At 42.7% G+C, this 23,234-nt stretch carries 20 protein-coding genes; 10 read left to right on the top strand and 10 right to left on the bottom strand.

The features are described from left to right. Window positions 1–451: 451 nt before the first annotated feature. Both ABXS85_RS17670 and ABXS85_RS17665 read left to right on the top strand, forming a co-directional pair. Window positions 452–1,759, top strand: coding sequence for a hypothetical protein (locus ABXS85_RS17670; RefSeq protein WP_353667842.1), 1,308 nt, complete (start codon window positions 452–454; stop codon window positions 1,757–1,759). Between the two features lie 40 nt (window positions 1,760–1,799). Further along, the gene (locus tag ABXS85_RS17665; RefSeq protein WP_353667841.1) at window positions 1,800–2,717 is read left to right on the top strand and encodes a helix-turn-helix domain-containing protein; all 918 of its coding nucleotides are present in this window, start codon (window positions 1,800–1,802) and stop codon (window positions 2,715–2,717) included. 554 nt (window positions 2,718–3,271) lie between these two features. Here ABXS85_RS17665 and ABXS85_RS17660 read toward each other — a convergent pair. Continuing rightward, on the bottom strand, window positions 3,272–4,804 hold the full coding sequence (locus ABXS85_RS17660) for a choice-of-anchor I family protein (protein WP_353667840.1): 1,533 nt from the start codon (window positions 4,802–4,804) through the stop codon (window positions 3,272–3,274). 199 nt (window positions 4,805–5,003) lie between these two features. Further along, a complete protein-coding gene (locus tag ABXS85_RS17655) occupies window positions 5,004–5,711 on the bottom strand; it encodes a transposase (protein WP_353667839.1) in 708 nt (235 codons plus the stop codon). 236 nt (window positions 5,712–5,947) lie between these two features. Here ABXS85_RS17655 and ABXS85_RS17650 point away from each other — a divergent pair, with 236 nt between their 5' ends. Then, window positions 5,948–7,330, top strand: a complete 1,383-nt coding sequence (locus ABXS85_RS17650) for a hypothetical protein (protein WP_353667838.1) — start codon at window positions 5,948–5,950, stop codon at window positions 7,328–7,330. A gap of 633 nt (window positions 7,331–7,963) precedes the next feature. On the opposite strand, the gene ABXS85_RS17645 is transcribed toward ABXS85_RS17650, so the two are convergent. The 4 genes from ABXS85_RS17645 to arfB all read right to left on the bottom strand — a co-directional run bounded on the left by ABXS85_RS17645 (window position 7,964) and on the right by arfB (window position 11,578). Further along, on the bottom strand, window positions 7,964–8,377 hold the full coding sequence (locus ABXS85_RS17645) for a DUF6559 family protein (protein WP_353667837.1): 414 nt from the start codon (window positions 8,375–8,377) through the stop codon (window positions 7,964–7,966). A 187-nt stretch (window positions 8,378–8,564) separates the two neighbouring features. Then, a complete protein-coding gene (locus ABXS85_RS17640; protein WP_353667836.1) occupies window positions 8,565–9,107 on the bottom strand; it encodes a hypothetical protein in 543 nt (180 codons plus the stop codon). A 533-nt stretch (window positions 9,108–9,640) separates the two neighbouring features. Then, on the bottom strand, window positions 9,641–10,783 hold the full coding sequence (locus tag ABXS85_RS17635) for an IS4 family transposase (RefSeq protein ID WP_353669791.1): 1,143 nt from the start codon (window positions 10,781–10,783) through the stop codon (window positions 9,641–9,643). A gap of 381 nt (window positions 10,784–11,164) precedes the next feature. Continuing rightward, a complete protein-coding gene (arfB, locus tag ABXS85_RS17630) occupies window positions 11,165–11,578 on the bottom strand; it encodes an alternative ribosome rescue aminoacyl-tRNA hydrolase ArfB (protein ID WP_353667835.1) in 414 nt (137 codons plus the stop codon). Window positions 11,579–11,716: 138 nt separating this feature from the next. Here arfB and hisA point away from each other — a divergent pair, with 138 nt between their 5' ends. Further along, entirely contained in the window at window positions 11,717–12,481 is a 765-nt protein-coding gene (gene hisA / locus ABXS85_RS17625) for a phosphoribosylformimino-5-aminoimidazole carboxamide ribotide isomerase (protein ID WP_353667834.1), read from the top strand. A 155-nt stretch (window positions 12,482–12,636) separates the two neighbouring features. Next, complete coding sequence (locus ABXS85_RS17620) at window positions 12,637–13,374, top strand: hypothetical protein (RefSeq protein ID WP_353667833.1); 738 nt, start codon at window positions 12,637–12,639, stop codon at window positions 13,372–13,374. Window positions 13,375–13,416: 42 nt separating this feature from the next. Here ABXS85_RS17620 and ABXS85_RS17615 read toward each other — a convergent pair whose 3' ends face one another. Next, the gene (locus tag ABXS85_RS17615) at window positions 13,417–13,908 is read right to left on the bottom strand and encodes a hypothetical protein (protein ID WP_353667832.1); all 492 of its coding nucleotides are present in this window, start codon (window positions 13,906–13,908) and stop codon (window positions 13,417–13,419) included. Window positions 13,909–14,227: 319 nt separating this feature from the next. Here ABXS85_RS17615 and ABXS85_RS17610 point away from each other — a divergent pair, with 319 nt between their 5' ends. Beyond that, window positions 14,228–15,580: a sigma-54 dependent transcriptional regulator gene (locus tag ABXS85_RS17610; RefSeq protein ID WP_353667831.1), complete on the top strand. Its 1,353-nt coding sequence runs from the start codon at window positions 14,228–14,230 to the stop codon at window positions 15,578–15,580. Between the two features lie 101 nt (window positions 15,581–15,681). Here the strand turns inward: ABXS85_RS17610 and ABXS85_RS17605 are convergent, their stop codons facing one another. Beyond that, a complete protein-coding gene (locus ABXS85_RS17605) occupies window positions 15,682–15,990 on the bottom strand; it encodes a hypothetical protein (RefSeq protein ID WP_353667830.1) in 309 nt (102 codons plus the stop codon). A gap of 344 nt (window positions 15,991–16,334) precedes the next feature. Here ABXS85_RS17605 and ABXS85_RS17600 point away from each other — a divergent pair, with 344 nt between their 5' ends. The 4 genes from ABXS85_RS17600 to ABXS85_RS17585 all read left to right on the top strand — a co-directional run bounded on the left by ABXS85_RS17600 (window position 16,335) and on the right by ABXS85_RS17585 (window position 21,794). Further along, window positions 16,335–18,206: a cation:proton antiporter gene (locus ABXS85_RS17600; protein ID WP_353667829.1), complete on the top strand. Its 1,872-nt coding sequence runs from the start codon at window positions 16,335–16,337 to the stop codon at window positions 18,204–18,206. Between the two features lie 95 nt (window positions 18,207–18,301). Beyond that, window positions 18,302–18,829: a menaquinone-dependent protoporphyrinogen IX dehydrogenase gene (hemG, locus tag ABXS85_RS17595; RefSeq protein WP_353667828.1), complete on the top strand. Its 528-nt coding sequence runs from the start codon at window positions 18,302–18,304 to the stop codon at window positions 18,827–18,829. A 99-nt stretch (window positions 18,830–18,928) separates the two neighbouring features. Then, window positions 18,929–20,350 (top strand): SLC13 family permease, encoded by a 1,422-nt coding sequence (locus ABXS85_RS17590; RefSeq protein ID WP_353667827.1) that lies wholly within the window; start codon window positions 18,929–18,931, stop codon window positions 20,348–20,350. A 70-nt stretch (window positions 20,351–20,420) separates the two neighbouring features. After that, the gene (locus ABXS85_RS17585) at window positions 20,421–21,794 is read left to right on the top strand and encodes a DUF945 family protein (protein WP_353667826.1); all 1,374 of its coding nucleotides are present in this window, start codon (window positions 20,421–20,423) and stop codon (window positions 21,792–21,794) included. Window positions 21,795–21,952: 158 nt separating this feature from the next. Here ABXS85_RS17585 and ABXS85_RS17580 read toward each other — a convergent pair whose 3' ends face one another. Next, entirely contained in the window at window positions 21,953–22,714 is a 762-nt protein-coding gene (locus tag ABXS85_RS17580) for an SPOR domain-containing protein (RefSeq protein ID WP_353667825.1), read from the bottom strand. A 66-nt stretch (window positions 22,715–22,780) separates the two neighbouring features. After that, a complete protein-coding gene (locus ABXS85_RS17575; RefSeq protein ID WP_353667824.1) occupies window positions 22,781–23,188 on the bottom strand; it encodes a YqaA family protein in 408 nt (135 codons plus the stop codon). Between the last annotated feature and the right edge of the window lie 46 nt (window positions 23,189–23,234).

Below are 23,234 nucleotides of genomic sequence, written 5' to 3'. Positions count from 1 at the left end.
ATTATATTGCTTTGAACGCCAACAGCGTACAAGTTTCTTGATGATAGCTGCGAACTGTGTAGGCTTTATGAAATCGGTGTAAAGCTCGAGGAACAAGAGATTTTGAAGAGCTGAGCGGCCTTCTAATCTTTTTCTTTTAAGATGGGTGGCCTGTTAAATTTCTTCTAAATCATTTCCATTCCAGTGTTTGACTAGGTCAATTGCTTGTTCATTTTCCATCCCCAGTCCAAAAAATGTAAGCAGGCTACTGTCATAAGAAGATCTTAAGATGGGTGGCCTACTAAGTTTCTAGTATAGAGAAAAACAGTCAAGTTACGTTGGGTGTCTTGCTAAATTTAACGGCATCAAAAATAAGCTACAAAACAGCTACTTCAGCTACAAATAGCAGCTAGTCCTAGCCGTTTGGCTCATTTAGCCTTAAAGGCTAGAAAAACAGACTGGAGCACCTTCAATGAGTAGAATAAAGCTGGGACTAACTTCATTTATCGCACTGACTATCCAAACTTCATTTACCGTGGCACATGGTCAGGGCTATCTGGCTGCAATCTCTGACGCTGAAATGGTGTCTGAGTCTTATCACCACCGCCAATTGGCTGACCCACGCCCATATCTCGATACGCTGTCAATATTTGATTTATCGAACCCTTCTGATTTTTCCATTGGCACTATCACTGCTTCCAATGGCATGAATGCACCAGCGAGCCCTCTTGCGGTAACTCCCGATGGCAACATAGCATTTGTCATCGAAATGTGGGAACCGAGACAACCCTCTGACAAAACCCTTGGAGATCTCAAGCGAGGCAACCATGTCAGAGCATTCGATCTCAGTGATCCAAATAATCCTAAATTAATTAAAGCAATTGAAACAGGATTTCAGCCAACCGGCGTTACCATAAATGCCAGTGGCACATTAGCCATGGTAGTAGGAGCTAATCCTGAAAGTCACGCCATGTTCATTCCCATTTCAGATACTGAACTGGGTGAGCCATCAATTGTCAAACCAGAATTGATCGCAAGACCTGATTTACGAGCCGATGGTATTTATCAAGGTCTTTGGCATCCTTCCGGAAAAGTAGTTGCCATGCTTCTTCCTTTCCGCTCTCAAGTCAGTTTTTTCAAGGTGAACGAGGATGACAACGGTAAAGTCTCGTTAACGCCTTGGGGCACGGTACAGACCAATAAATTTCCATGGGCGGGTGAGTTCAGTGCGAATGGACGGTACCTGATCACAAGTGATGTTCAGTGGGGAATCGATGTTCCTTTTCTATGGGATACAACCAGTACAGGGGTACTTACATCAATCAAACTGGGTAGTCTGGACAACCCTTCCGAGCGACCAGGTCATAGTGTCATTGGTGGCGTTCAAGGTGGTATGAATGCAGAGTTTATTGCAATCAGTCAGAAGCGCAATTTGCTGGCAACAGCCGATATCCACCAGTCAACGAAACCTGAAGGTCATCCCCTCTACCTGCCCATGGTTGCTATCTCTTTATTCCAAATTCACCCTGAAAATGGAACTTTATCCTTTATCCAAGAACTAAAGATAAAAGGAAACAGTGCTCAGGGACTAAGTTTTGATAAGTCTGGAAGTCGTTTGTTCTTGGGGATTGGTGAGTATCGCGATGAGGATCGCTCGCCGGAAACCATGGGTGGCATTGAAATACTTAATGTGCTCGAGGGCGACAAGCCGACGCTTGTCCACAGCGGAAAACGTTTACGCTTACCAATGAGTGTTCATGGTGTTATTTATTTTGAATGACGACGGGTAAATACAACCTGCTCTAAAAAGGAACTGCACAATGCCAACGACCTCCAATATCTCACACGTTGAGACCATCTCTGAGCATCACAGGGATCGTGGTTTGGTTCCGCCAAAGCACCCTCTGATCAGCTTGATTAATCTCAGCGACATGCGTAAATCACACAGTAGTGGCGATATGTGGTGGTCTTATGGGTTTTATGCAATTTTTATAAAACGCGGGCTTAAAAGCAAGGTGCGCTACGGCCATACCAGCTACGATTTTGATGAAGGCGTGCTTGCCCTGTTGAAACCCCATCAGGTCTTTGGGCGCAGTCCACATCCCAGTGATCAAGTCGAAGGCTGGGCGCTGTTTTTTTCCAGCGAGCTATTGGAAGGCTATCCATTGTCCGAAAAAATCCTCAGCCACGGCTTCTTCTCCTATCAGTTAAATGAAGCACTTCATTTGTCGCAACAAGAAGAAAAATCATTGTTGAGACTGATGCAACAAATTGAATCAGAGTACAAAGCTCGGATAGATAGCCTAACGCAAGATGTTATTATCGCCAGTCTGGATCTGCTGCTGACCTATGTGGATCGCTATTACAAACGTCAATTTGTGACACGAAAAACTCCTGGCTATGATATCCTCTCGAAGCTAGACACCTTGCTTGAGTCTTATATTGAAGATGGCGAAGCCTACACTCATGGATTACCATCTATCGCAGTAATGGCTGAAAAAATGGGCGTTTCGTCAAACTATCTTAACGATTTAGTGAAGTCATTGTCAGGAAAATCATTCGGCAATTACATTGATCTAGCCGTTTTACAAAGAGCAAAACTCAAACTGTCTCTCTCAAACAAATCAATCAGCACAATAGCGTACGAACTGGGCTTTCAACACTCTCAATCGTTCAATCGATTTTTTAAAAAGCATGAGCAAAAGTCACCGGGCGAATACAGAAAAAGTTTAAACTAACGTTGTTAATATAATTGTATGGGGTCAGAGTAAAATTAAATCTCTACGACTATTCATCATCACGATGTTTACGCCAACCCTCTTTTCTTCCACGCTTGAGTATCAGGAACTTTTGTAAAGAAATACAAGACACCCAATTCAAGAGAAGACTAACAAGCTACCCGCCTCATTTCTATTTGTTATTGAAAAACTCGTGGAAACTTATATTAGCAACTAAGTTATGCCTGTCCTGTATTATTTCTTTGGGAGGTTTAGAGGAATAGACAAGGTCTCTTCACAGTGCCTACTGACAGCAGCTGCCCAAAATATGAAAAAGATCGCCTTAATGCTTAGCTAGGGGCTTATCTTGCTTAAAAAGACGATCATAATGACCTTTAAGAACCTCAACGGTTCTTAAGAGCGATTACAAATAACTCTGACTTAATACTGAATTACCTAAAGCATTTTTAAGGTACAGAGCCTTAAAAGCAAAACCCCAGCAAAAATACTGGGGTTTATCGACACTCTGAAGCCACCCTGAGGTGGCTTTGATCAATCACAGATTGCTCTGGTGATTATTGAGCTTTTACTTCAGTTATAGAGACTGTGTTACTAATCTCGCAGCTGATTAGCAGCCAGCCAGTGTTGGCATTACGCTGAATGAAAGAAAGACCTTCAGGAGAAACGTTATCCATCGCGTTATTGATGTACTGAACGTAGCTTGGTGCTTCAGGATTAGTTACATCGTAAACAAAGATACCACCTGTACGCTCTTGGCCAATAAACGCATACTGACGATCATTCAATGTACCTACAGTTATTGACTCTGGCTCGCCGCCTTTATCGTCAGAGCGATCATCCATCTGGTACTTGCCATCTTCTAGCTGACCGTTGAAATCCTCAGGACGCAGTTCTGCAATCTTCTTAGCAAACTGATTACCGCTATCCCAAACTAGCTGACCATCTTCGCTCCATACTGAGAACGAGCGACCACCGTATGAGTAGATCTCATCAAAATCACCATCGCCGTCTGTATCACCCATCGTAGTCGTCGTTTTCAAGCGACCAAGTACTTTTTTATCCTGAAGTTCTGCAGCATTTGGGAAAGCTTCAGGATCTAGCTTAAGGTCTGCAACTCGAACTTCTTCGCTAAAACCATCGTAATCACGAGAGTCGCCTTCGTTCGCGGTTAGGATGTATGTTTTACCATTTGCAGAAACCGAAGTGATCGCATCTGGCATGTACATCCCTTTTACTGGGTAAGTAGCAATATTGATCTTGCCATCTTTGTTACTAGCATCGATCGCATTTTCTGCTTTGCTATGATCTTTAAAACCAAGTGCAACAACATCAGTAACTTCGGCTTTAGCAAGATCAACGACTGCTAGTGCGTTGTTCTCCTGTAGGCCCACCCATGCCGTCTTAGAATCTTTTGATACGGTAATGTACTCTGGTTCCATATCCTGTGCGAAGTTCGCATTAGGACCGAAAACGCGTACATCTTTAAGTGACTTACCCTTGTACTTAGTGAACGTCGCCTTACGCGCCTTCCAAGTAGTAGTATCGATAACCGTTACAGACCCTTCTGGATCAACTTTGTAATCCTTGCTTGGCTCACCTTCGTTAGCTGCAATGATGTATTTACCATCTGGCGAGAAAGTCACCATGTCTGGTAGGGCACCCGCTTCAATCACGTTACCTTTCAGGCCTTTAACTTTTGCAGGCTTACCCACAAGGTCGAAAAGTACGATAGAACCGTTAGCCTGTTTGCTATCTGCCTCAACCGCTACTGCAACGAGATCATCAAAAACTGCTACAGAGTTTGGACCACCGCCGTAATTTGAAAGATCAATGAAACCAGCATCTTTAAGCTCACCTGAAGAAGATACGTTCAACATGCGAATGCCATTTGAATCGGCATTAGTTGCATATACACGATTCGCTTTTGCGCTAAACGCAGAAATTTCAGTACAGCTCTCTTTCTCTACACACTTTTCAGTTTCAGAGAAGTAGCCAACCTGTTTAACTGAAAGTTCAGTTGCAAGTGATGGGAGGGTAATAAGTGCGCTCGAAGTTAATAGAGCCATTGATAGGAGTTTCTTTTTCACAACCAGTTCCATTTTAAGACTAACAATGAAAAAGAGTTTGCTGATAAAAGGTTTCAGCTAAATGACAAATACTTGAAAGGTTTATTACTTGAGTTACATAAAAAAGCCACCAGCCCATAAGAGCTGGTGGCGTAATTTGAGGCTTAAAATCTGGAGCTAGTTATATAATTGGGGGCAGAGTAAAATTAAATCTCTACGACTATTCATCATCACGGTGTTTACGCCAACCCTCTTTTCTTCCACGCTTTGCCTGCGTTTGCCGTTTCCCTGTTAGTAATTCTATTTGCTCTTTGAATTTATCGTTTCCTAACGCTAACCCCTTATTTGCCGTTAAACGAATATCTTCCAATAATTTACCATCTACCTGATGCTGCAACATATCTCGATATGTATTACATCGCTCTTCTTTAGTTCTTCCCAGTGACTGGTAAAGTTGATGTGGAGTCAGTAAATTACTACTAGCACCTAAACCATTGCACTGGTAACTCGACCAAGAGTAATCAGCAGGATCTTTCGCCATATCTGCCCTAACTGGGTTCAGTTCAATATAACGGTACAAATGAAAAAGGTAACTTTGGTCTTGTACCAAACAAGACTTAAAACGCCCTTCCCATAGAGTACCTGTACCTTGATAGGTATAGTTAAAATACCGTACATATTGCCGTCCCAGTGATTGCATCATGCTTGAAATACTTGTTGGATTACTAGGTGAACACAATAAATGAACATGGTTGGTCATAAATACCCAAGCATGTATCGACACATCAAATTTTTTAGCGTACTTACTAAGCCAATAAGCATAGGCTTTCATGTCTTCATCACAGGTTAAAATGAGCTGGCGGTTATTACCACGCTGAATAATGTGCTCGGCATAACCTGGAATAGAAACTCTCGGACGACGAGGCATGGAGACTCCTTTCTCTCATACTTTAAGTATAAAGAGAGGATAGCACGAAGAAGGATTCTCTATTGAGTAAATTTAATTTTACTCTGACCCCATTTATTCCCAAAAATTATAATAGACATGCTTACGCGATATACGTATTCCCATACGACATAAAACTACCTACAATGCAAAGCATCTGTAATAGGATTTAATATCATGCAGTAAACTCATTGATTTACATGAAACTTTTTTTGTAAATGCCTTTAACATTAGTAAGCATCAGGAGCAGGAAAGGTATGAAACACGCTTCGCTATTTGCCATTGCCCTAGTATCAGGTTCTTTGGTTTTATCCGGCTGTGCGACCAGCCCCGACTCAACCGCCAATCTTGCAGAAACGGCAAATGAATCCCAAGCAATGGTTAAGGTTAATGAGTTTAAAAACGCTCTGGATCTTGCAGAAAATAAACTTGCCACCGCAAAAGAAACTGAACTTGAATGGTTTGCCCCTGAAAAAGTTGCAGATTCTGAGGAAGCACTAGAAGAAGTTAAAGAATACTACAAAGAGTTTCAGTTTAATCCTATTCGAGCGGATAAACGCAGTGGCTTGCTGACCTCAACCACCTACATTGAAGCCGCATACGCAGCTCTTGAAGACTTCAATACGGCACTGGAATCTGGCGAGGCTATTCGCGAACAGGCTAAAACGACATTGTCTGAAGCATTTGATTACCGCGCTCAGTTACGAAACATCAATGCAGCCAAGTATTACCCGGAAACGAGCCAAGAAATTGAAAACGATTTGAAAAATCTGGTGTCTTACATTGCAGAAGGTGAACCAGAAAATGCTATTGAAGACCAGCCGGATCTTATTAGAAAGCAAAGAGCGCTCGAAATTAAAACAGTTACCACCATCTATCTTAGCGACGTTCAAGCACGTTTCGATGCACTAAAAAGTAATCAAATCTCACGCTATGCTCCAAAAAGTTTTGCCCAAGCAAATTCTGCATTAACCGAAGCAAAAGCCTTTATTGCCTCCAACCCAAGAGAAATGGAACAAATACAGACCAAAGCCAATACGGTTCTATTTTTCCTTAATCACAGTGAACAGATTGCAATAGCGGTCAAACAATTAGACGCTATGCATCTTTCCGACTTTGAAGGCTACGTGCTGGATTATGAGCAAACACTTTATGATATTTCTCAAGCTATAGCCGCAAAAGACTATAGAGATCAACCAATCCCCGCCCAAGGTAACGCTATCGTCGCTTTAATAAAAGCACAAGGCACACATCAAGCAAAAGCGGTTGAGGGTCTTAAAGCAAATCAAGAGGAAGCGATTAAAACTCTTGAAGCAAATTACGCCGAAAAGATTGCAGCCCTAAAAGCTGACCAAACTGAAAAAGTTGAAGCTCTAAAAGCAAGTCAAGCAGAAGCAATTCAGGCTCTTAAAGCAAATCACGCTGAAGAGATTAAAACGTTAACAGCAGAGCTAGCAGCCCTTAAGGAACAACAAGAGCAACAGGAACAACAAGAACAACAAGAACAACAAGAACAACAAGAACAACAAGAACAACAAGAACAACAGGAACAACAAGAGCAACAGGAACAAGTATCCCAAGCAAATTTGGATTTACAATAGAGTTCAATTATATGAATTAGTGTGATTACCGAAGAATACTGACGGTATAAGTACCAAGCGATTTTGATCTAATCACACTGATTCAAATTACCTCCGCAATACAAAGGATTATCTTTGGACCAATAAATGTGTGCTCCTCGGAATTGATTTTTTTCAAGACCACTCAGATTAAAAATCTCTTCAGGCCCGCGAGAATTTCTTTATTCTCAGGATTACCAAACGACTGAAGCACCTACAAAAAAATTACCATACTTTTATTCCTGTACTAACATCTAGGCATGGAGACTCCTTTCTCTCATAATTTGAGATATAAAAGGATAGCACGAAGAAGGATTCTCTAAAGAGTATGTTTAAATTTACTCTGACCCCAATCAATTATCACTGGATAAAATCACAGTATGTTTTTTAGCCAGTTAACTAAGTTATGCCTGTCCTGTATTATTTTGGTTTTAAGACTAGATCCAGATGGGTGACTGTTGCGGATACTTTATCCAGCACAGCCAATAGAAAAACACATTAGCGAATGAAGTCCGGAGCACGCCATAGAGAACATAACAAATTATGTTCGCTAAAAAGCGATCCGAACTTTATCGCACCATTGACACCGGCTGACTTATGGGTAACCCTAATTATTTAATATCCGCCATCTCCTCCACCCGAAAAACCTGCGCCGCCATCGAAGTCTCCACCCGAAAACCCTGCGCCGCCATCGAAGTCTCCACCAAAATCAAACGATACGTACGAAAAATCAAGTACGCTAAATTGAGAGTTACCATTAAAAAAAGTATCACCAATTTCTTTTCTCATTGATTCGTAATCGCAGTTTTCACCTATTTCCTGATGATAGCTTTCGAAGTTTTTTTGATTGGAAAATATCGCAATAGCAAAGCGTAAATCTTCAACACATAAGTTATTGCTTACTATCGTACTTCTTATTTCCATTGGGGTGTAATATTTTGCCTTTCCATAATCCTTTTCTAACAGACTAGGTAATTTTTTGATATACGACTGAATTGTTTTTTTTTCACTGTTTCGGAGAAATACCATATTCTGATCCTAGCTTTAAATTAAACACCGCGCTCTGCGGCTTTGTAGTGGAGGCGAAGCCGTAACGAAAAAGACGTCGCCGTGACTGGCTTTGTTAACGATTGAATTAAAAGGGGTCAGAGTAGAATAATATTTAATTTTACTCTGACCATAATTATTTTATATTTTAGACGCATTGTATACACTTCTAGAACATCGAAAAGTTTTCAATTAAAGTTGGATGGTAATTCCAGCCTTGGAAGGCTTCTTGAGTTGATAGTTGCAATTCAAATAACTCGCGACCCTCATCATTTGTGGGAACACTAACCTCAACCTCTCGAATATCTTTGCCTTTAACTATCCGTATGTGTCTCGCCACACTAACTTCTCCTGCGGCTATGTAGAACCGTGCATTATCAGTCTCTACCGGGATAAAACCATTACTATCACGGCGAATATCTTCTCGCTTGGTTACAAAATAGGAACCTCTGGGCAATCGGCCCAAAACTACATAAGTCTGGCCTTCTTCCACCGTTAAATTCAAGACAGTCACTTTACCAGTGTCTTTATTTTCAACTGTGAAAATGTAATCGTATTCTAACTCGGCATCGCCGGTTACGGTGACATCGGTACTAAACACCAACAACCCATCTGGTTCTCCCTGGTAAGGCATTACCACTGGGATGCTGCAACCAACCAATAATAATGTGGTAAGAATGAAAAACCATCCACTCGCCTTGAAGTTAGACATAAAATTATTCCATTAAAATGATCAACAAATATTATAGGATACAACCTACCCAGAATACTTTTTCTACCCTTTGAGTTAAAGTATTAGAAGGAGGCAAAGTAAATATTAAAAGTAAATATTAAAAGGGGCAGAATAGAATAATCTTTAATTTTACTCTGACCCTGATTATTCATAAATAAGATTAACTGTATATTTGATATATTTCAATTTAAATAAGGTGGAAATTTAGGGGCTTATAACGCCGCCAGCAAACGCGGCTTTGTAGTTGATTGATTTGTGCTAGCGTAGCGTAAAAGCACAAATTCAAGCAACGGAAAAGCCGTCGTTTTAACTGACCTTGTTAAATTCATTGCTTATTGGTGGTAAGAACATAGACAAAATTAGTGCCCCGTTTACCATACTCGTTATATCCCTATCCCATACAACACTCTCCCAACCATAATATATAGTTGGTCCTGTAAATATGGATACTAGAAAAATAAGCACGGTACTACCTAAGTAGAGCCATCGACCCTGAGGGATCCCCACGAATTTCACGTCAAAATACTCGATGCTTCGCGTAGTGTTTTTGTGCATTGCGTGATTCCTTCTCGCCATTGTTTCGCTGTGATTTTTAAGCCTACTGATATGGCTCGCTTGCCTAAATATGAAAAGGATAAAACTCGTTTATGACGAATACTATTACTCTGAAACCGGTGTGACAAACCTGCTTGCTCTACCACTTTACCTAACACAACGAATACCATTTCAACCAATGTTGTCATCATAACAAGAAGGCTCATACGCTTTAGCTTGTAGGTACCATTGTGTTCAAATCCTATTCCGAATTTTGTACTTTTCATGTCCCTAAAGCTTTCTTCAATCTGCATTCTAGTTTGATAAACCTGAACACACTTTTTCGCAAACGAACGACCTTTTGGTAATGATGAGACCAGTAACCATGGCTCTTTTGCCCCATTGGCCGCTGTTAAAGATGTTTTAGATAACTTTGTTGAGCCATCTCGATTTAACGAGTGTCGGCCCTTTGGCTTTCCTTTGTATAAAACCAGCCTGCTTAGTTGAGGGTCTGATTGTCTTAACGCTAATGTTAGTGCCTTGGGGTTGTTGCTCGCCTGAGGGAATAAGGTTGAGATGCATTGCCATGACTGGTCTTGGTCATTGTAGAACTTACGAGGCCGACGAACACGCCCAACATAATCCCACTCCATTTCTTTCACCAGATCAATCCATGGCGTTTTAAAACCCGCATCCGTCACAATGATCGGCTTAGATTTTTTAGGTAATGACGCTTTAAGTGTCGATAAAAACCGCTTATGTGTAGATCGTTTCTCTTTTGTCTTTATGTCATGAACTTCTTCATAAAGGGTTAACGGACGACCGTCAAATGCCATTGTTGCTCTGATTAGGAAGTGTTGTTTTCTTGCGTCTAAGTCAGACCAATCGACACTAATGATAGGACTTTTGCTCGTCGTAAAAAGATGGCAAATGTAAGCATAGATAGAGAGTGATTCACGTTGCAGGTTTGGGTTTGATAGCAACCGATCTGAGCGTTTTATGCGATGCTTCTCATAGGCATTGGATCGAATACCACGACCAATGTTAGTCACGGTACAGAGATTGCCTTGTGTAAGACTTTGAAGGCAAGCAATCAAAGCTTGTCGTCGAGTTTTATGCATATTTGGGCTGACAATGGGGATGATTTTGTTCAGAATAGTCGTCGCGTTCATGGCTCTAGGTGTTTAGTTGTTTTTGGCGAAATTATTGATCACCAAAAGCCATGAATGTTCCTTACAGAGACTAACTTGTTGTTATTTGTTAATAATTCGTGGGGATCCCTCAGGGTCAGTGTAAAATTAAATCTATACGACTATTCATCATCACGATGTTTACGCCAACCCTCTTTTCTTCCCCGCTTTACCTGCGTTTGCCGCTGTCCTGTTAGTAACGCTATTTGCTCTTTGAATTTATCGTTTCCTAACGCTAAGCCCTTATTTGCACAACTCTGAGAAATTTGTAAGCTAAACAGCTCAAGTTTAGTGGCAAGTTACAGCACCAACCTAGCCCCAATCATTTCTTCTTAGGTTTTTAATCTGCCCTTTTCTTTTTTTATCGTCCAGACGTTTTTTCTTAGCCGCGCGGCTGGGTTTGGTTGGACGACGAGTTTTTTGCACCTTGATGGCGTTCAGGATGAGTTCTTTGAGGCGCGCTAAGGCGTCTTCACGATTCATTTCTTGGGTGCGGTGCTGTTGCGCTTTGATGATGATGTCGCCCTCTTTGGTAAGACGCGAGTCGTTCAGTGCCAGCAGTCTTTGTTTGTAAAACTCTGGCAGTGAAGAGTTGGGCACGTTAAAGCGCAGGTGAATCGCGGAAGACACTTTGTTGACATTTTGTCCGCCCGCGCCTTGTGCTCGAATGGCGGTCAATTCGATTTCGTCAGCAGGAATGGTAACCGCAAGGGAAATGGGCAACATGGTCTGGTATTTCTTTGTCTATTTGATGGAGGACAAGGAGTATATCAGGATTTGTAATTTGTGACGTTACGGCATCGTTTCGCACTGTGTTATCCGTTATACTGGGTGTTTTATTTCGGCTAAATTTAGGAGTGTCATGTGACCCAGTTCCGCCCTTGTATCGACTTACATCAAGGTAAGGTCAAACAAATTGTTGGCGGCAGCCTTAACGATGCAGGCGCAACGGAAAACTTCATCAGCGAACACAATGCCGAGTATTATGCCCGTCTGTATCGTGAACAGGGTTTAACCGGGGGTCATGTGATTGCCTTAGGCAAAGGCAATAAAGATGAAGCCATGAATGCTCTGCGCGCCTATCCAAACGGTTTGCAATACGGTGGTGGTGTGAAAGACACCAATGCCGCTAGTTATTTACAAGCTGGTGCTTCTCACGTCATTGTGACCTCTTATTTGTTTGAAGAGGGTGAGTTCTCTTGGGATCGCCTCGATAAGATGAAACGCGAAACGGGAACCGACCGTTTGGTGTTGGATTTAAGTTGCCGCCGCACAGCAGAGGGATGGTTTATTGCTACGGATCGCTGGCAGACCATTACTTCAACACAGGTTAATCATGATAATTTGGTGGAATTGGCCAATCATTGCGATGAATTTTTGATTCATGCGGCCGATGTGGAAGGCTTACAAGCAGGCATTGACGAAGACTTAGTGAGTTTATTGGGGCAAGCCTGCCCGGTTGCCGTCACTTATGCCGGTGGTGCACGCTCGTTACAAGATCTACAACGTGTGCATGAGTTGTCGGAAGGAAAAGTGGACTTAACCATTGGCAGTGCTCTGGACATTTTTGGTGGCAAGGGTGTGACGCTGGAAGAATGCATTTTGTGGAATCAATCCCAAACCAAGTGATTTTTCTCCCTTGTTGCTACAAGCTTTACACTTTATTTAGTCAAATCCGACTGCTAGGTCGACACAGGCTATCTCGACATCAAGTGCAGCATACCGCATACTTGAGGTCTTTATTTTTTTCTACTTTATTTTTTCCTAATTGTCAGGACGGTTAGATGTTTATATTCCGAAGTGGCCTGTTACTGGTGACGCTCTTTTTGAGTGCTTGCTCAATGCCCATATTATCCCCTCAACAAAACACCACTGACCAACAAGTTGAAGAAACCGCAGACGAATTGCTCACGCCAAATATGCAAGGTGTCATAGAAGAAGAGCCACCAAAGTCCCCGGACTTCGCTGAAGACCTAGCAGAGTTAAGTCAATATCAAGAGAATGCTGAGAAATACTATCAAAGATTAAATGCTCGCCTCGGCAGCGCCACTAAACCGCCAAGAATTATTGAGGCCAATCTGTTGTCTCGTGAAGCATTGCAAGCCAGCATTCAAGAGTTACGCACTTATATTAGTCAAACCAATACGAACTTAGCGGCACTTGATGCCCGCGTTCGTGAACGTCAACAACAGCCAAGCAAGGGAGATCTGGTGCGGTTTTTTCTGTCTGATATAATCGTCACTGATCCCAAAGGGAACTTCAAAGCGCAACCTCTTATTGGTCAATGGATTCGTGGTGAATCACGCATCATTCGTTTAAAAGACAACTTTTTGTTTGATAGCTCCCATTCAGAAGACGTCACCATTACTTTTTCCGAGCGTTATCAAATCCTGATTAATGGTGAACCAGTGATGACGGTATCACCGCAAAGAGAAAAAAACACCGCCCAGTTCCAAGTGCCAACACAAGCTTTGGACGGTTCATTGATGGGCAAACTGGATTATCGCTTGGTTAATAATTAATAAGCGTGAACTGAACATATCATAAGATCCAATTGGATTGGGTCACAACACTTGGGTCGTGACCTTTTCTGATACAGCAGCCAACCTCTGTCGCTGAGCATTATCCAACTGCATTTTCAACTGGGAAACTTGCTTAGACAAGGCTTTCATCATTCCTTTAGAATTAAGTTGCTGTAGCAGTTTTTCCAATTGATGAAGCACATATTGGTTCACCCGCATTAAGCTATTCGCTCGTGCTTCGGTGGATAATTTCTGGCTTTGCCAATAAGCATCGCCCACAACGCCACTCATTGCACTGGCCGCTTGATGATGGATAGCATCAGGGCCTTTATGCTTTTCTATCATGCTCCATAGCGCTTCGGAAAGCTGCTGAAAAGCATCACCAATACGGCGAAAAATCTGTTCATCTAGCGTATTGGTGGCTTGATGACATAAGTCCAAATTCGCCATCATGCCGTCATAACAAATGGACACCATATCTTGTAAAATTCGTACGTCTATGGCGAGTCGACCACGCCGATAAAATCTCAACATGCATTCCTCCCATGCTATTCAATCTTTCGTTAATACTGTATTTTCATGCTTGTGTTTGGTGTTTACTTATTAGTAACGCAAAGTCTGAACATCGCCTTCTCTCTAAATCGCCCTACCTTTTAAAAAAACTAAATCGCCGTACCCTTTAAAACTAAATCGCCGTACCCTTTAAAAAAGTGTTTTCAATAAAAGGTGAGCTTTGTGCAAACAAGATTGAATAAACTAAGAGTTAGCGCAAAGTCAGTGTGACATCACTAGGCTTATCCTCTAGGCTTATGATTTCATTTAGCTGAGTTAATTGAACCAACGAAAGGAAATCATGAAACAAGCACCTAAATTATTCTTACAAATTCAACAACCAGAGCTGGCTCAAGAGTTACTCTCTATGTCCGGCCTGCAGCAATTTGAACTGAATTTCAGTCAACAAGGACACAACTGGTTAACGCAGTTAATTGACAGTCAATGTGACCTTGCCATCATTGAAGTCAATGCAGAGCAACATGAACAACTCGACGCCCTGAGCAATCACCCAGTGTTGGATAAGGTGCAATGTATTTTCCTAAGCCAAGGAGAACCCTCGTTAATACTGGATAAGCTGATGCACCAAGGGGCAGGCGTTCATTACCGCGCACCATTCAACTTTCCCCAACTCGAAGCCAATTTAGATGAGTTGTTTTGGTCATTAGATCCAAGTCCACCAACACCCTCTCCACAAAGTAGCTACCTAGATCAATTCGGCTTACTGGTTGGCTCTTCACCTTGTATGCATCAGCTGTATCGTACATTGCGAAAAGTGGCTATCAGCGATGCCAATACTTTTTTAATTGGTGAAAGCGGAACGGGTAAAGAGCTAGTGGCCAACACCTTGCATCTATTTAGCCAAAGGTCAGATGCGCCTTTTGTCGCCGTTAACTGCGCGGCATTGAGCCCAGAATTGATCGATAGCGAGCTCTTTGGCCATGTCAAAGGTGCGTTCACTGGCGCACATAAAGACCACGTGGGCGTTTTTGAGCAAGCTGAAGGTGGTACTCTGTTCCTCGACGAGGTTACCGAGATGCCTTACGAGCATCAGGCCAAGTTGTTACGTGTACTGGAGTCGGGTGAATATCGTCCAGTTGGTTCACAAACTCTCAAGCAGGCCAATGTGCGTGTCGTAGCGGCAACCAATCGAATCCCTAAGGAAGCGATTGAAGACGAAAAATTTCGTGAAGACTTGTACTTCCGTCTTGCACATTTTCCTATTCAAGTTCCACCATTACGCAATCGTCAAGGTGATGCTGTTGGTCTTGCTCAACACTTTTTGGCCTATCGCAATACTCAAGATCAACTAAACAAAACCTTGTCTGATGACGCCATCAATAAAATCGCTCAGTACAATTGGCCAGGCAATGTTCGTGAATTAAAACACACTATTGAGCGCGCTTTTATTTTGGCTGAACACACCATATTAGCCGAACACATAGTGACCGATGCTTTGACCGATACGAGCGAAGATGGACAACAAATTCCAGCTGGCATGCCACTGGAAGAAATCGAAAAAACGGCCATTCTGAAAACCTTAGCTGAAAACCAAGGCAATCGAAATGACACCGCTCAACAACTTGGTATCAGTGTCAAAACCCTCTACAACAAGCTAGACAAATATGGGACGGATTCGTTACCACAGAACTAGCATTGGTGTTTTTTGCTTAAATCAACAAACCAAAGTAACAGTTCATCAGATCATCTAGTTAAAACAGAAAAGAGCTCATACGAGCTCTTTTCCTTTTATCCTTAGCAATCTGTGTCTTTACTGTCCATTTTCTCTTTTACTTGTTCGCAGGTATCTTCCACTGCGTTGCCCGCATCTGTCATCGTATTTTCTAAACTGTCGCCTGCATCGTCCATTGTGCTTTTAACACTTTCACCTGCACTGTTCAGAGCATCACCTGCATCGTCAATGGTTTGTTCTATTGCGTCTCCCGCTTGTGATAAAGAATCTTCAACCTTGTTCTTTTCTTCTGAATCTTGACCGCACGCTACCAATGTACCGGCAGTTACCAAAACCAATGCTGAATGTAAAAGTGTGCGTTTAATCTTCATAATTTTCTCCATTTAAGTTACTCGTCCAAGAACCATGATACTAGCTGTATTGGAACTCTTTTCGTCGCAATCGATGCATGACCGATTTGCTGTAATCTCTATATTGCGAAGCTTGTGCCAACTTTTTAAACTGAAACTAAATAATTGTTTTTAAATGAAAAATTTAAATTTTCGAATTTTTGCTAGCATTTTTTTCTTGTTTTTATCGGTTATTTTTACTGATGGGCTCGGTAACAATTTCCGTCGAATCAATGTAAAGACGCAAAAAATATGGCAAAGTCCAGTTATGACCAGCTAGCTTTTATGACCAGCTACCTTAGTGATTGCAATGATTAGGATTTCCCATGACTGATGCCCTACTACTGACTTTTATCTTTCTTATCGCGGGCATCATCTCCGTCCCCATTGCAGCACGTTTGGGCCTGGGTTCGGTACTGGGCTATTTGTTAGCCGGCATCTTGATTAGTCCTCTGCTGTCTTTACTTCATGTCGACATAGTGTCACTGCAACACTTTGCTGAGTTAGGTGTGGTGCTGATGTTGTTTCTGGTTGGGCTAGAGCTGCATCCGAAAAAATTATGGTCGATGAAGGCGCGCCTATTTGGCTTAGGTGGCGGGCAAGTCCTATTCTGTGCCTTCTTGATAACAGCCGTGGCCATGCTGTTTGATTTACCTTGGCAAAGCAGTCTCGCCATTGGTTTGATATTGGCTTTGTCCTCGACTGCCATTGTGATTCAATCTCTCACCGAAAAAGGTCTCATGAAATCTGATGGTGGACAATCCTCTTTTATCGTCTTACTGGCGCAAGACATTCTGGTCATTCCTATGCTGGCCATTATTCCGTTATTGACCCTGCCCGAATTACAACACTTAACGCATTCTGGCGATACTGAGACCGCCAGCCACGGCGCAGCCTTATTAGAAGGCTTGGCTTCTTGGCAAGTGCCGCTGGTCATCATTGCCGCTATTGCCAGCATCATTATAGGCGGCAGTTATTTGGTCACCCCCATCTTTCGCTTTATCGCTGTGGCACAACTGCGCGAGTTATTTACTGCGACCGCCTTGATGTTTGTGGTTGCTACTACCTTGTTAATGTCTTTGGTTGGCTTATCGCCCGCTTTGGGAACCTTTTTGGCTGGCGTCGTGTTAGCCAATTCACCTTATCGACATGAATTGGAAAGTGACATTGCGCCTTTTAAAGGCTTGTTATTGGGACTCTTTTTTATGACGGTAGGTGCCGGTATTGATTTCGGCCTCTTAACCGATCAGTTTTTACTCATTTGTGGGCTGACACTTTGTTTAATTTTACTCAAAGCCTCTGTACTCTGGCTGTTAGGCTGGGCTTTTAAGATTCGTGGCTCCAACCGCTGGCTATTTGCACTGGGGTTGGCACAAGCCGGAGAATTTGGTTTTGTGCTGCTATCTTTTACCGTTAGCAATGGAGTGATTGCAGAAGATATTGCCAATTTGCTGTTACTCATCGTCACGCTTTCCATGCTGCTGACGCCTTTGCTCTTTATTTTCTACGATAAAATCATTGCACCATCCTATGCCGCTGACCAAAACGTCAAGCAATACGATGAGATGCCAGACGACAATAAGATTTTGATCGCAGGTTCAGGCCGCGTCGGCACCATCATTGATACTATTTTACGTTTGGCAAATTACCACTCTACTGTGATTGATTTCAGTACCAAACGCCTAGCAGCACTAGAGAAATTTGGTGTGAAAAATTATTTCGGAGATGCCACGCGCCCCGATTTATTGGAAGCCGCTGGCATTGAAGAAGCCGAGGTTTTCATCATTGCGATCGACAATCCTGAGCAAGTCACTCAGTTAGTCAAACATGTGACACATCACTATCCGCACATTCATATCATAGCGCGGGCCTTTGATAACAATCATGTATACGACCTCTGGTCTTATGGTTGTCGCGATATTATTCGTGAAACCTATGACAGCAGTTTGCGTATGGGGCGCTCGGCTTTTGAAGCTCTTGGTATAGATCAGGATAAGGCTGAGAAAATGATTGATGTGTTTGTTCAACACGATAAAGTTTCTATGATTGACGTTGCCGATGCCCATAAAATTGGCGTACCTTTCCATGAAAATCAGGCCTTTATTCAACGTTTACGTGAATACTTAGAAGAAAAGAATCCTCACTTACAAGCCGCTATGGAAGACATCAAGCAGCAAGATACAAGAAAAGTAAAATAACCAAAGATTTGACACAGCACTTTGACAGCCCATCAGGGAATGTTTATAACATGGCAGCAAATGCATAGGTAACTGAGGCAGATTTCTGACGATACATGGCGACTATTTTATTTGTATACTCAACCACTGACGGTCACACGCTGAAAATCAGCCAAAGCATGCAAGCCTTGATGCAGCAACAAGGCCATCAGGTCACCTTGTTGCCAGTGAATCAGGTAGAAGAATCGCTACTCAACTCCCATGACAAGATAGTCATAGGTGCCAGTATTCGCTATGGTAAGCACCAAGCCGGTTTGGTGGACTTTATCCGACAGCACAAAAGGCTACTTGAAAACAAACCCAGTGCTTTTTTCACGGTGAATTTGGTGGCTCGTAAAGCCGAAAAATGCACGCCGGACACCAATCCCTATATTATTAAATTGCTCACCGAACTGGATTGGCAACCGTCTTTAAAAGGCGTATTTGGCGGACGTCTGAATTATCAGCAATACGGCTTTCTAGATCGAAATATGATTCGTTTCATCATGTGGGTCACCAAAGGCCCTACCGATCCGAAAACGGATCAAGACTTTACCGATTGGCAAAAAGTCGATGAGTTTGCACAAGGGGTTTGCCAGTTGTAACCGCAACAACAAATGCCCCTCTCCGACTCGCTTTGGTCATAAAACATGGCGAGACATCAAACAAGCTTTTCACAACACCGTTTGTGCAGGACGTCTATTATGTCGCAAAATACAGAATCCTCTATCATGAAAAACAGCTTAAAGACAAGGCTGAAGCAATCATGGCCTCTGTATGGCATTATCATGGCGACGGTGATACTGGTGACCATCAGTCATGGCTATTTAAGTTGGCAACAAAGTCTCACCGCGGGTCTTCTCTTTGTTTGTATCGCCTTATGGGCAACTTCTCTTGTTCCTGCTTACTTACCCGCACTGGGGCTGTTTGCCTTTACCACGGCAACCCAATTGGCCCCAAATCAGGTGACCTTCGCTGGTTTTCACTCTTCGACTTTTTGGCTCCTGTTCAGCGGAATGGTTTTTGGCGCGGCCATTAAACACACGGGATTAAATAAAAGGGCGACCTTCTTACTAACACGCATTCTGGGTAACAGTTATCGTGGCACCATCATTAAAATTGCTTTGTTTGCTATGGCGTTGGCTTTCTTAATTCCATCTGGTGTAGGACGTGTAGTCCTCATTATTCCCATTGTTGCCAGCTTAGCAGACCATTTTGGTTATGGTGAAAAGGCTAATGGTCGTACCGGCATGTTATTAGCAGCGGCGTTTGGCACCTTTTTACCGGCTTTTACCATTTTACCTGCCAACGCGCCCAATATGTTATTGGCTGGTATGCTGGAAGCCTTGTACGACTCACCTGTGTCATATTGGCAATATCTCATCCTGCATTTCCCGGTACTCGGATTGGGCAAACTGGTACTGATTACCAGCATTATATTGTGGCTATTTCCAGATCAAGACCCAGACAAAAATCTCACTAAGATAGATCAACAAAGTACCATGACTAAGCTGGAAAAGAGTTTGCTGTGGGTCTTGTGTGTTTGTTTTGCTTTCTGGTTTACCGATGCTATACACCATATTTCTCCCGGTTGGATTGGTTTGATTGCCGCCATTGTCTGCTTATGGCCAAAGTCAGGCTTAACCAGTAAAGAGTGCATTGATAAAGACATTCAGTATGGCACGTTATTTTTTGCCGCAGGTGTGATTGGTTTGAGTGCCATTACCGCTTATTCCGGTTTGGGAGACATTTTGGTAAACAAACTCACCAGTGCCGTGCCCTTTGAAAGCGGGGCGGCGTTTGTGAATATTAGTCTACTTACCTTCGTATCCACTTGCGTGGCAGTGGTCACCAATTTGACCGGGGTACCCGCTATCATGACGCCCATGGCAGAACATTTAGCCGAGATTACAGGCTTATCCACTCACGCTGTGCTGATGAGCCAAGTATTGGCCTTTTCCAATGTATTATTGCCTTATCAAGCGCCGCCTCTCATTACTGCCATGGCATTGGGGCGATTATCAATAAGCGCGGTGAGTAAGGTCTGTTTGCTCATTTTTATGCTGACTTGTTTAATCTTATTGCCTTTGAATCTGCTTTGGTGGCAATTTTTAGGTATCATTTAAGTTTTATTTTGTCTGCTTGGCAAGGTATGATTTGCTATTCCGATCAATGTCTTAGTAAAAGGAATTTTCAGTGAAAAAAATCCTCGCTGTACTGGTCTTTGTATTACTGGCAGCTTGTCTTGTTGCGCCCAAATTCATTGCCTCGAATTACGAAGAAAAAGTCTCGCAACTGGTCACCAATTTAAACACTGCCCCTGGCTATCAAGTGACGATGGAATCACTAGAAGATACTTGGTTTACCTCAAAAAAAGTCGTTCATCTTGCCTATGACTTGGCCAGCATTGAGCCATCCCTATCTGGCAAGAAAATTGAAGTGGATCTCATATTAGACGCCCATTACGGCCCCATACTACTGTCTGCTAATGGCTTGCTGGGCTTATTTGAGTTGCATGCCTATTACGCTGGCGATACCTTACGCGACAGCTTGAACTGGCCCGCTGATCAAGCCTTCTATGACGCGTCTGTGGTCATGAACTTAACGGGCAAGATTGACGTGGTTGATCAGATTCCTGCTTTCGATATGGCCGATGGTAACTTTACCTTCAGTGGCTACCATGGCAAAGGTGCCTTCACTGATCAGGGTATCGATTATCGCAGCCAAGTTAATCAGGTCAATCTAGACAAGCCCTACGAGAAAATGAGTCTAACCAATACTCAATTAACCATTAATATTAGAAACGGTGTTGAGGCTTTATCATCAGGCGGGCTTTACGATGGAGATATCGCCTTTGGTTTTGAGCAACTCACCCTGGGTTCTCAGGACAAGCCCACTGAATTGAACATTCAAGGCGCAAAGGTTTTAGTATCTTCATTACTCGATCAAACCAGTCAACTAGGCAAAATCATCAACCATTATTCTGTGGATAAAGTCAGTAACGCAGAATTTAACGCAGATAACTTGTCATTTGCTGTTGAAATCACCAATTTAAACAATCAGTTCTTTTTGGATTACAACACCTTTTTAAACAGCTTTTTGTCTGAAGACGATGCTTCTGCCGAAGAAATCAACCTGGCTTTGATTGGCTTTTTCACGGACAAGATAGAAGAATTGTTGTCCCACAACCCTGAGCTAAACATCACAGACCTAAGTGGCCACTTGGCAGAAGGCTCTTTCAAGGCGACAGTGAACAGCCGTTTAAAAGACATGGCTGGACCACTTAGTATTGAGCAGTTAATGGATCAAAACTTCTGGTTATGGCATCTGATTCTAAATGGTAATCTTCAAGCAGATGAAAGCCTAATAACCAGTTTAGGGGAACGCTATTTAGCGCAGCAAATGCGCACCACAGTAGATTCGCCACAGGTCAAACAGCAGGTACAAATACTGCTGAATAACTTTATTAAACAAGGTTTGATTCAGCGTGAAAAAGATAAGCTGATGACGGAAATTTCAATCGCCGATGGTCAGGGTAAGATCAATAATTTCCCTTTCCCACTTATGTAAAAGGTCTTGACCTTAGTGACTAAAAAAGTAACTAAAATAGTGGCTAAAGTAAGTGCTCATTAGCATGCAAAAATGGCTGCCCTCTTATAAAGAAGGCAGCCATTTTTTCGTCTCGACAATCATTAAGCAAAGCCGTTGAAATCAGGCTCTAGACGGATTTAAAAAGCTTCACCATTGAATTGAGTGACCATACAGTCTTTGCCTTTTTCCTTCAGCATCATACAGAAATCCGTACTGAAAGATTTTTGTAGAAAAGGGCCCACTTTCAACTGATACATAGTACGGCCTTTCACTTCTTTCTGATTAATTTTCGGCTGCAAACCTTGGTAAGAGACGGGATCTCTGTCCAACAGAAGTTGCCAGCCACGCATCGCTTCATCACGCTTAGAATAGGCAGCTAATTGCACGCCATAGCTGTCATTCGACATTTTTTGTTCAACAGGCTTTTGCATGGTCTTATCGGCTGTCATTGTGTTAGCGGTTAACGGAGCCGCCATGATAGGAGCGGGGGCGACAGCAGATTCGCTCGCCATGTTGTCCGTGGATGACGTTTCTGTTGCCGACATGGCAGTAGCGTCCATCATTGGCGTTTCTTCTGCGACACTGCTCTCCATTACCATAGGTGCGACATTAGTTGCCGCCATGCTGTCATCCGCGGCAATCACTGTTGACTGACTCGTCACTGGCATTTCATTGGCAGCTTCCATCGCTAATCTTTCCTGTTTTAGGGACGCCACTTCCGCCTCAAGAGCATCAATTCGATCCAGTTTCACTTGCGCTTCCTGCCACTGTTCATCGTGCGCTTTTACCTTTTTTTGCAGGTCTTCGTATGTCATAAAGGTGTTTAATCCACCCGTTGATGAACATGCTGCTAAAACGAAACCCATTTGGATCACGATTAGCTTTTTTATGATTCCCATGACTCTTCTCTCCATCCAAACAAATTATTATGTTCTTGAGTACAGCCTCATATCCTAGAATAAAAGCTATTGTCCCGACAACATCTGCTGGCCCCACAATAAAAGTGCGTAACGGCCTGCTTTGCCTAACACCACCAAGGGAACAAAATACCACAAGGAAGTACGCAACACTCCAGCGACCAAGGCAATACCATCGCCTAAAATGGGTAGCCAAGTAAAGAGTAAACTCCAAACACCATAGCGATTAAAGTACTTTTGTGCCAATAAACGCTTTTCTTCTCCCACAGGAAACCACTTATGGTGAGCAAATTTCAATAAATACGCGCCCAAAAACCAATTTGTACAAGCGCCTAAACTGTTACCAAGGCTGGCCCAAAACCATAGGACGCCAAGATTTGTTTGTGCTTGTGCGGCATAAAAAAGCAGTAAGGCTTCTGAGCCCAATGGCAATACTGTTGCCGAGAGAAACGACACAGCAAAAACACCCCAATATTCCACAATAATTTTTACCCTGTTTAGC

The sequence above is a fragment of the Marinomonas sp. THO17 genome, assembly GCF_040436405.1.
In the GTDB taxonomy this organism is placed as follows: domain Bacteria; phylum Pseudomonadota; class Gammaproteobacteria; order Pseudomonadales; family Marinomonadaceae; genus Marinomonas.
The sequence above is the reverse complement of the archived record's forward strand: the minus strand, read 5'-3'. Positions and strand labels throughout refer to the sequence as shown.

Excerpts from the sequence above, each read along its gene's own strand:
- ABXS85_RS17670 (WP_353667842.1), top strand. The coding sequence starts at position 452 with ATGAGTAGAATAAAGCTGGGACTAACTTCATTTATCGCACTGACTATC.
- ABXS85_RS17665 (WP_353667841.1), top strand. The coding sequence starts at position 1,800 with ATGCCAACGACCTCCAATATCTCACACGTTGAGACCATCTCTGAGCAT.
- ABXS85_RS17655 (WP_353667839.1), bottom strand. The coding sequence starts at position 5,711 with ATGCCTCGTCGTCCGAGAGTTTCTATTCCAGGTTATGCCGAGCACATT.
- ABXS85_RS17650 (WP_353667838.1), top strand. The coding sequence starts at position 5,948 with ATGCCTTTAACATTAGTAAGCATCAGGAGCAGGAAAGGTATGAAACAC.
- ABXS85_RS17645 (WP_353667837.1), bottom strand. The coding sequence starts at position 8,377 with ATGGTATTTCTCCGAAACAGTGAAAAAAAAACAATTCAGTCGTATATC.
- ABXS85_RS17640 (WP_353667836.1), bottom strand. The coding sequence starts at position 9,107 with ATGTCTAACTTCAAGGCGAGTGGATGGTTTTTCATTCTTACCACATTA.
- ABXS85_RS17635 (WP_353669791.1), bottom strand. The coding sequence starts at position 10,783 with ATGCATAAAACTCGACGACAAGCTTTGATTGCTTGCCTTCAAAGTCTT.
- arfB (WP_353667835.1), bottom strand. The coding sequence starts at position 11,578 with ATGTTGCCCATTTCCCTTGCGGTTACCATTCCTGCTGACGAAATCGAA.
- ABXS85_RS17620 (WP_353667833.1), top strand. The coding sequence starts at position 12,637 with ATGTTTATATTCCGAAGTGGCCTGTTACTGGTGACGCTCTTTTTGAGT.
- ABXS85_RS17615 (WP_353667832.1), bottom strand. The coding sequence starts at position 13,908 with ATGTTGAGATTTTATCGGCGTGGTCGACTCGCCATAGACGTACGAATT.
- ABXS85_RS17610 (WP_353667831.1), top strand. The coding sequence starts at position 14,228 with ATGAAACAAGCACCTAAATTATTCTTACAAATTCAACAACCAGAGCTG.
- ABXS85_RS17605 (WP_353667830.1), bottom strand. The coding sequence starts at position 15,990 with ATGAAGATTAAACGCACACTTTTACATTCAGCATTGGTTTTGGTAACT.
- ABXS85_RS17600 (WP_353667829.1), top strand. The coding sequence starts at position 16,335 with ATGACTGATGCCCTACTACTGACTTTTATCTTTCTTATCGCGGGCATC.
- hemG (WP_353667828.1), top strand. The coding sequence starts at position 18,302 with ATGGCGACTATTTTATTTGTATACTCAACCACTGACGGTCACACGCTG.
- ABXS85_RS17590 (WP_353667827.1), top strand. The coding sequence starts at position 18,929 with ATGTCGCAAAATACAGAATCCTCTATCATGAAAAACAGCTTAAAGACA.
- ABXS85_RS17580 (WP_353667825.1), bottom strand. The coding sequence starts at position 22,714 with ATGGGAATCATAAAAAAGCTAATCGTGATCCAAATGGGTTTCGTTTTA.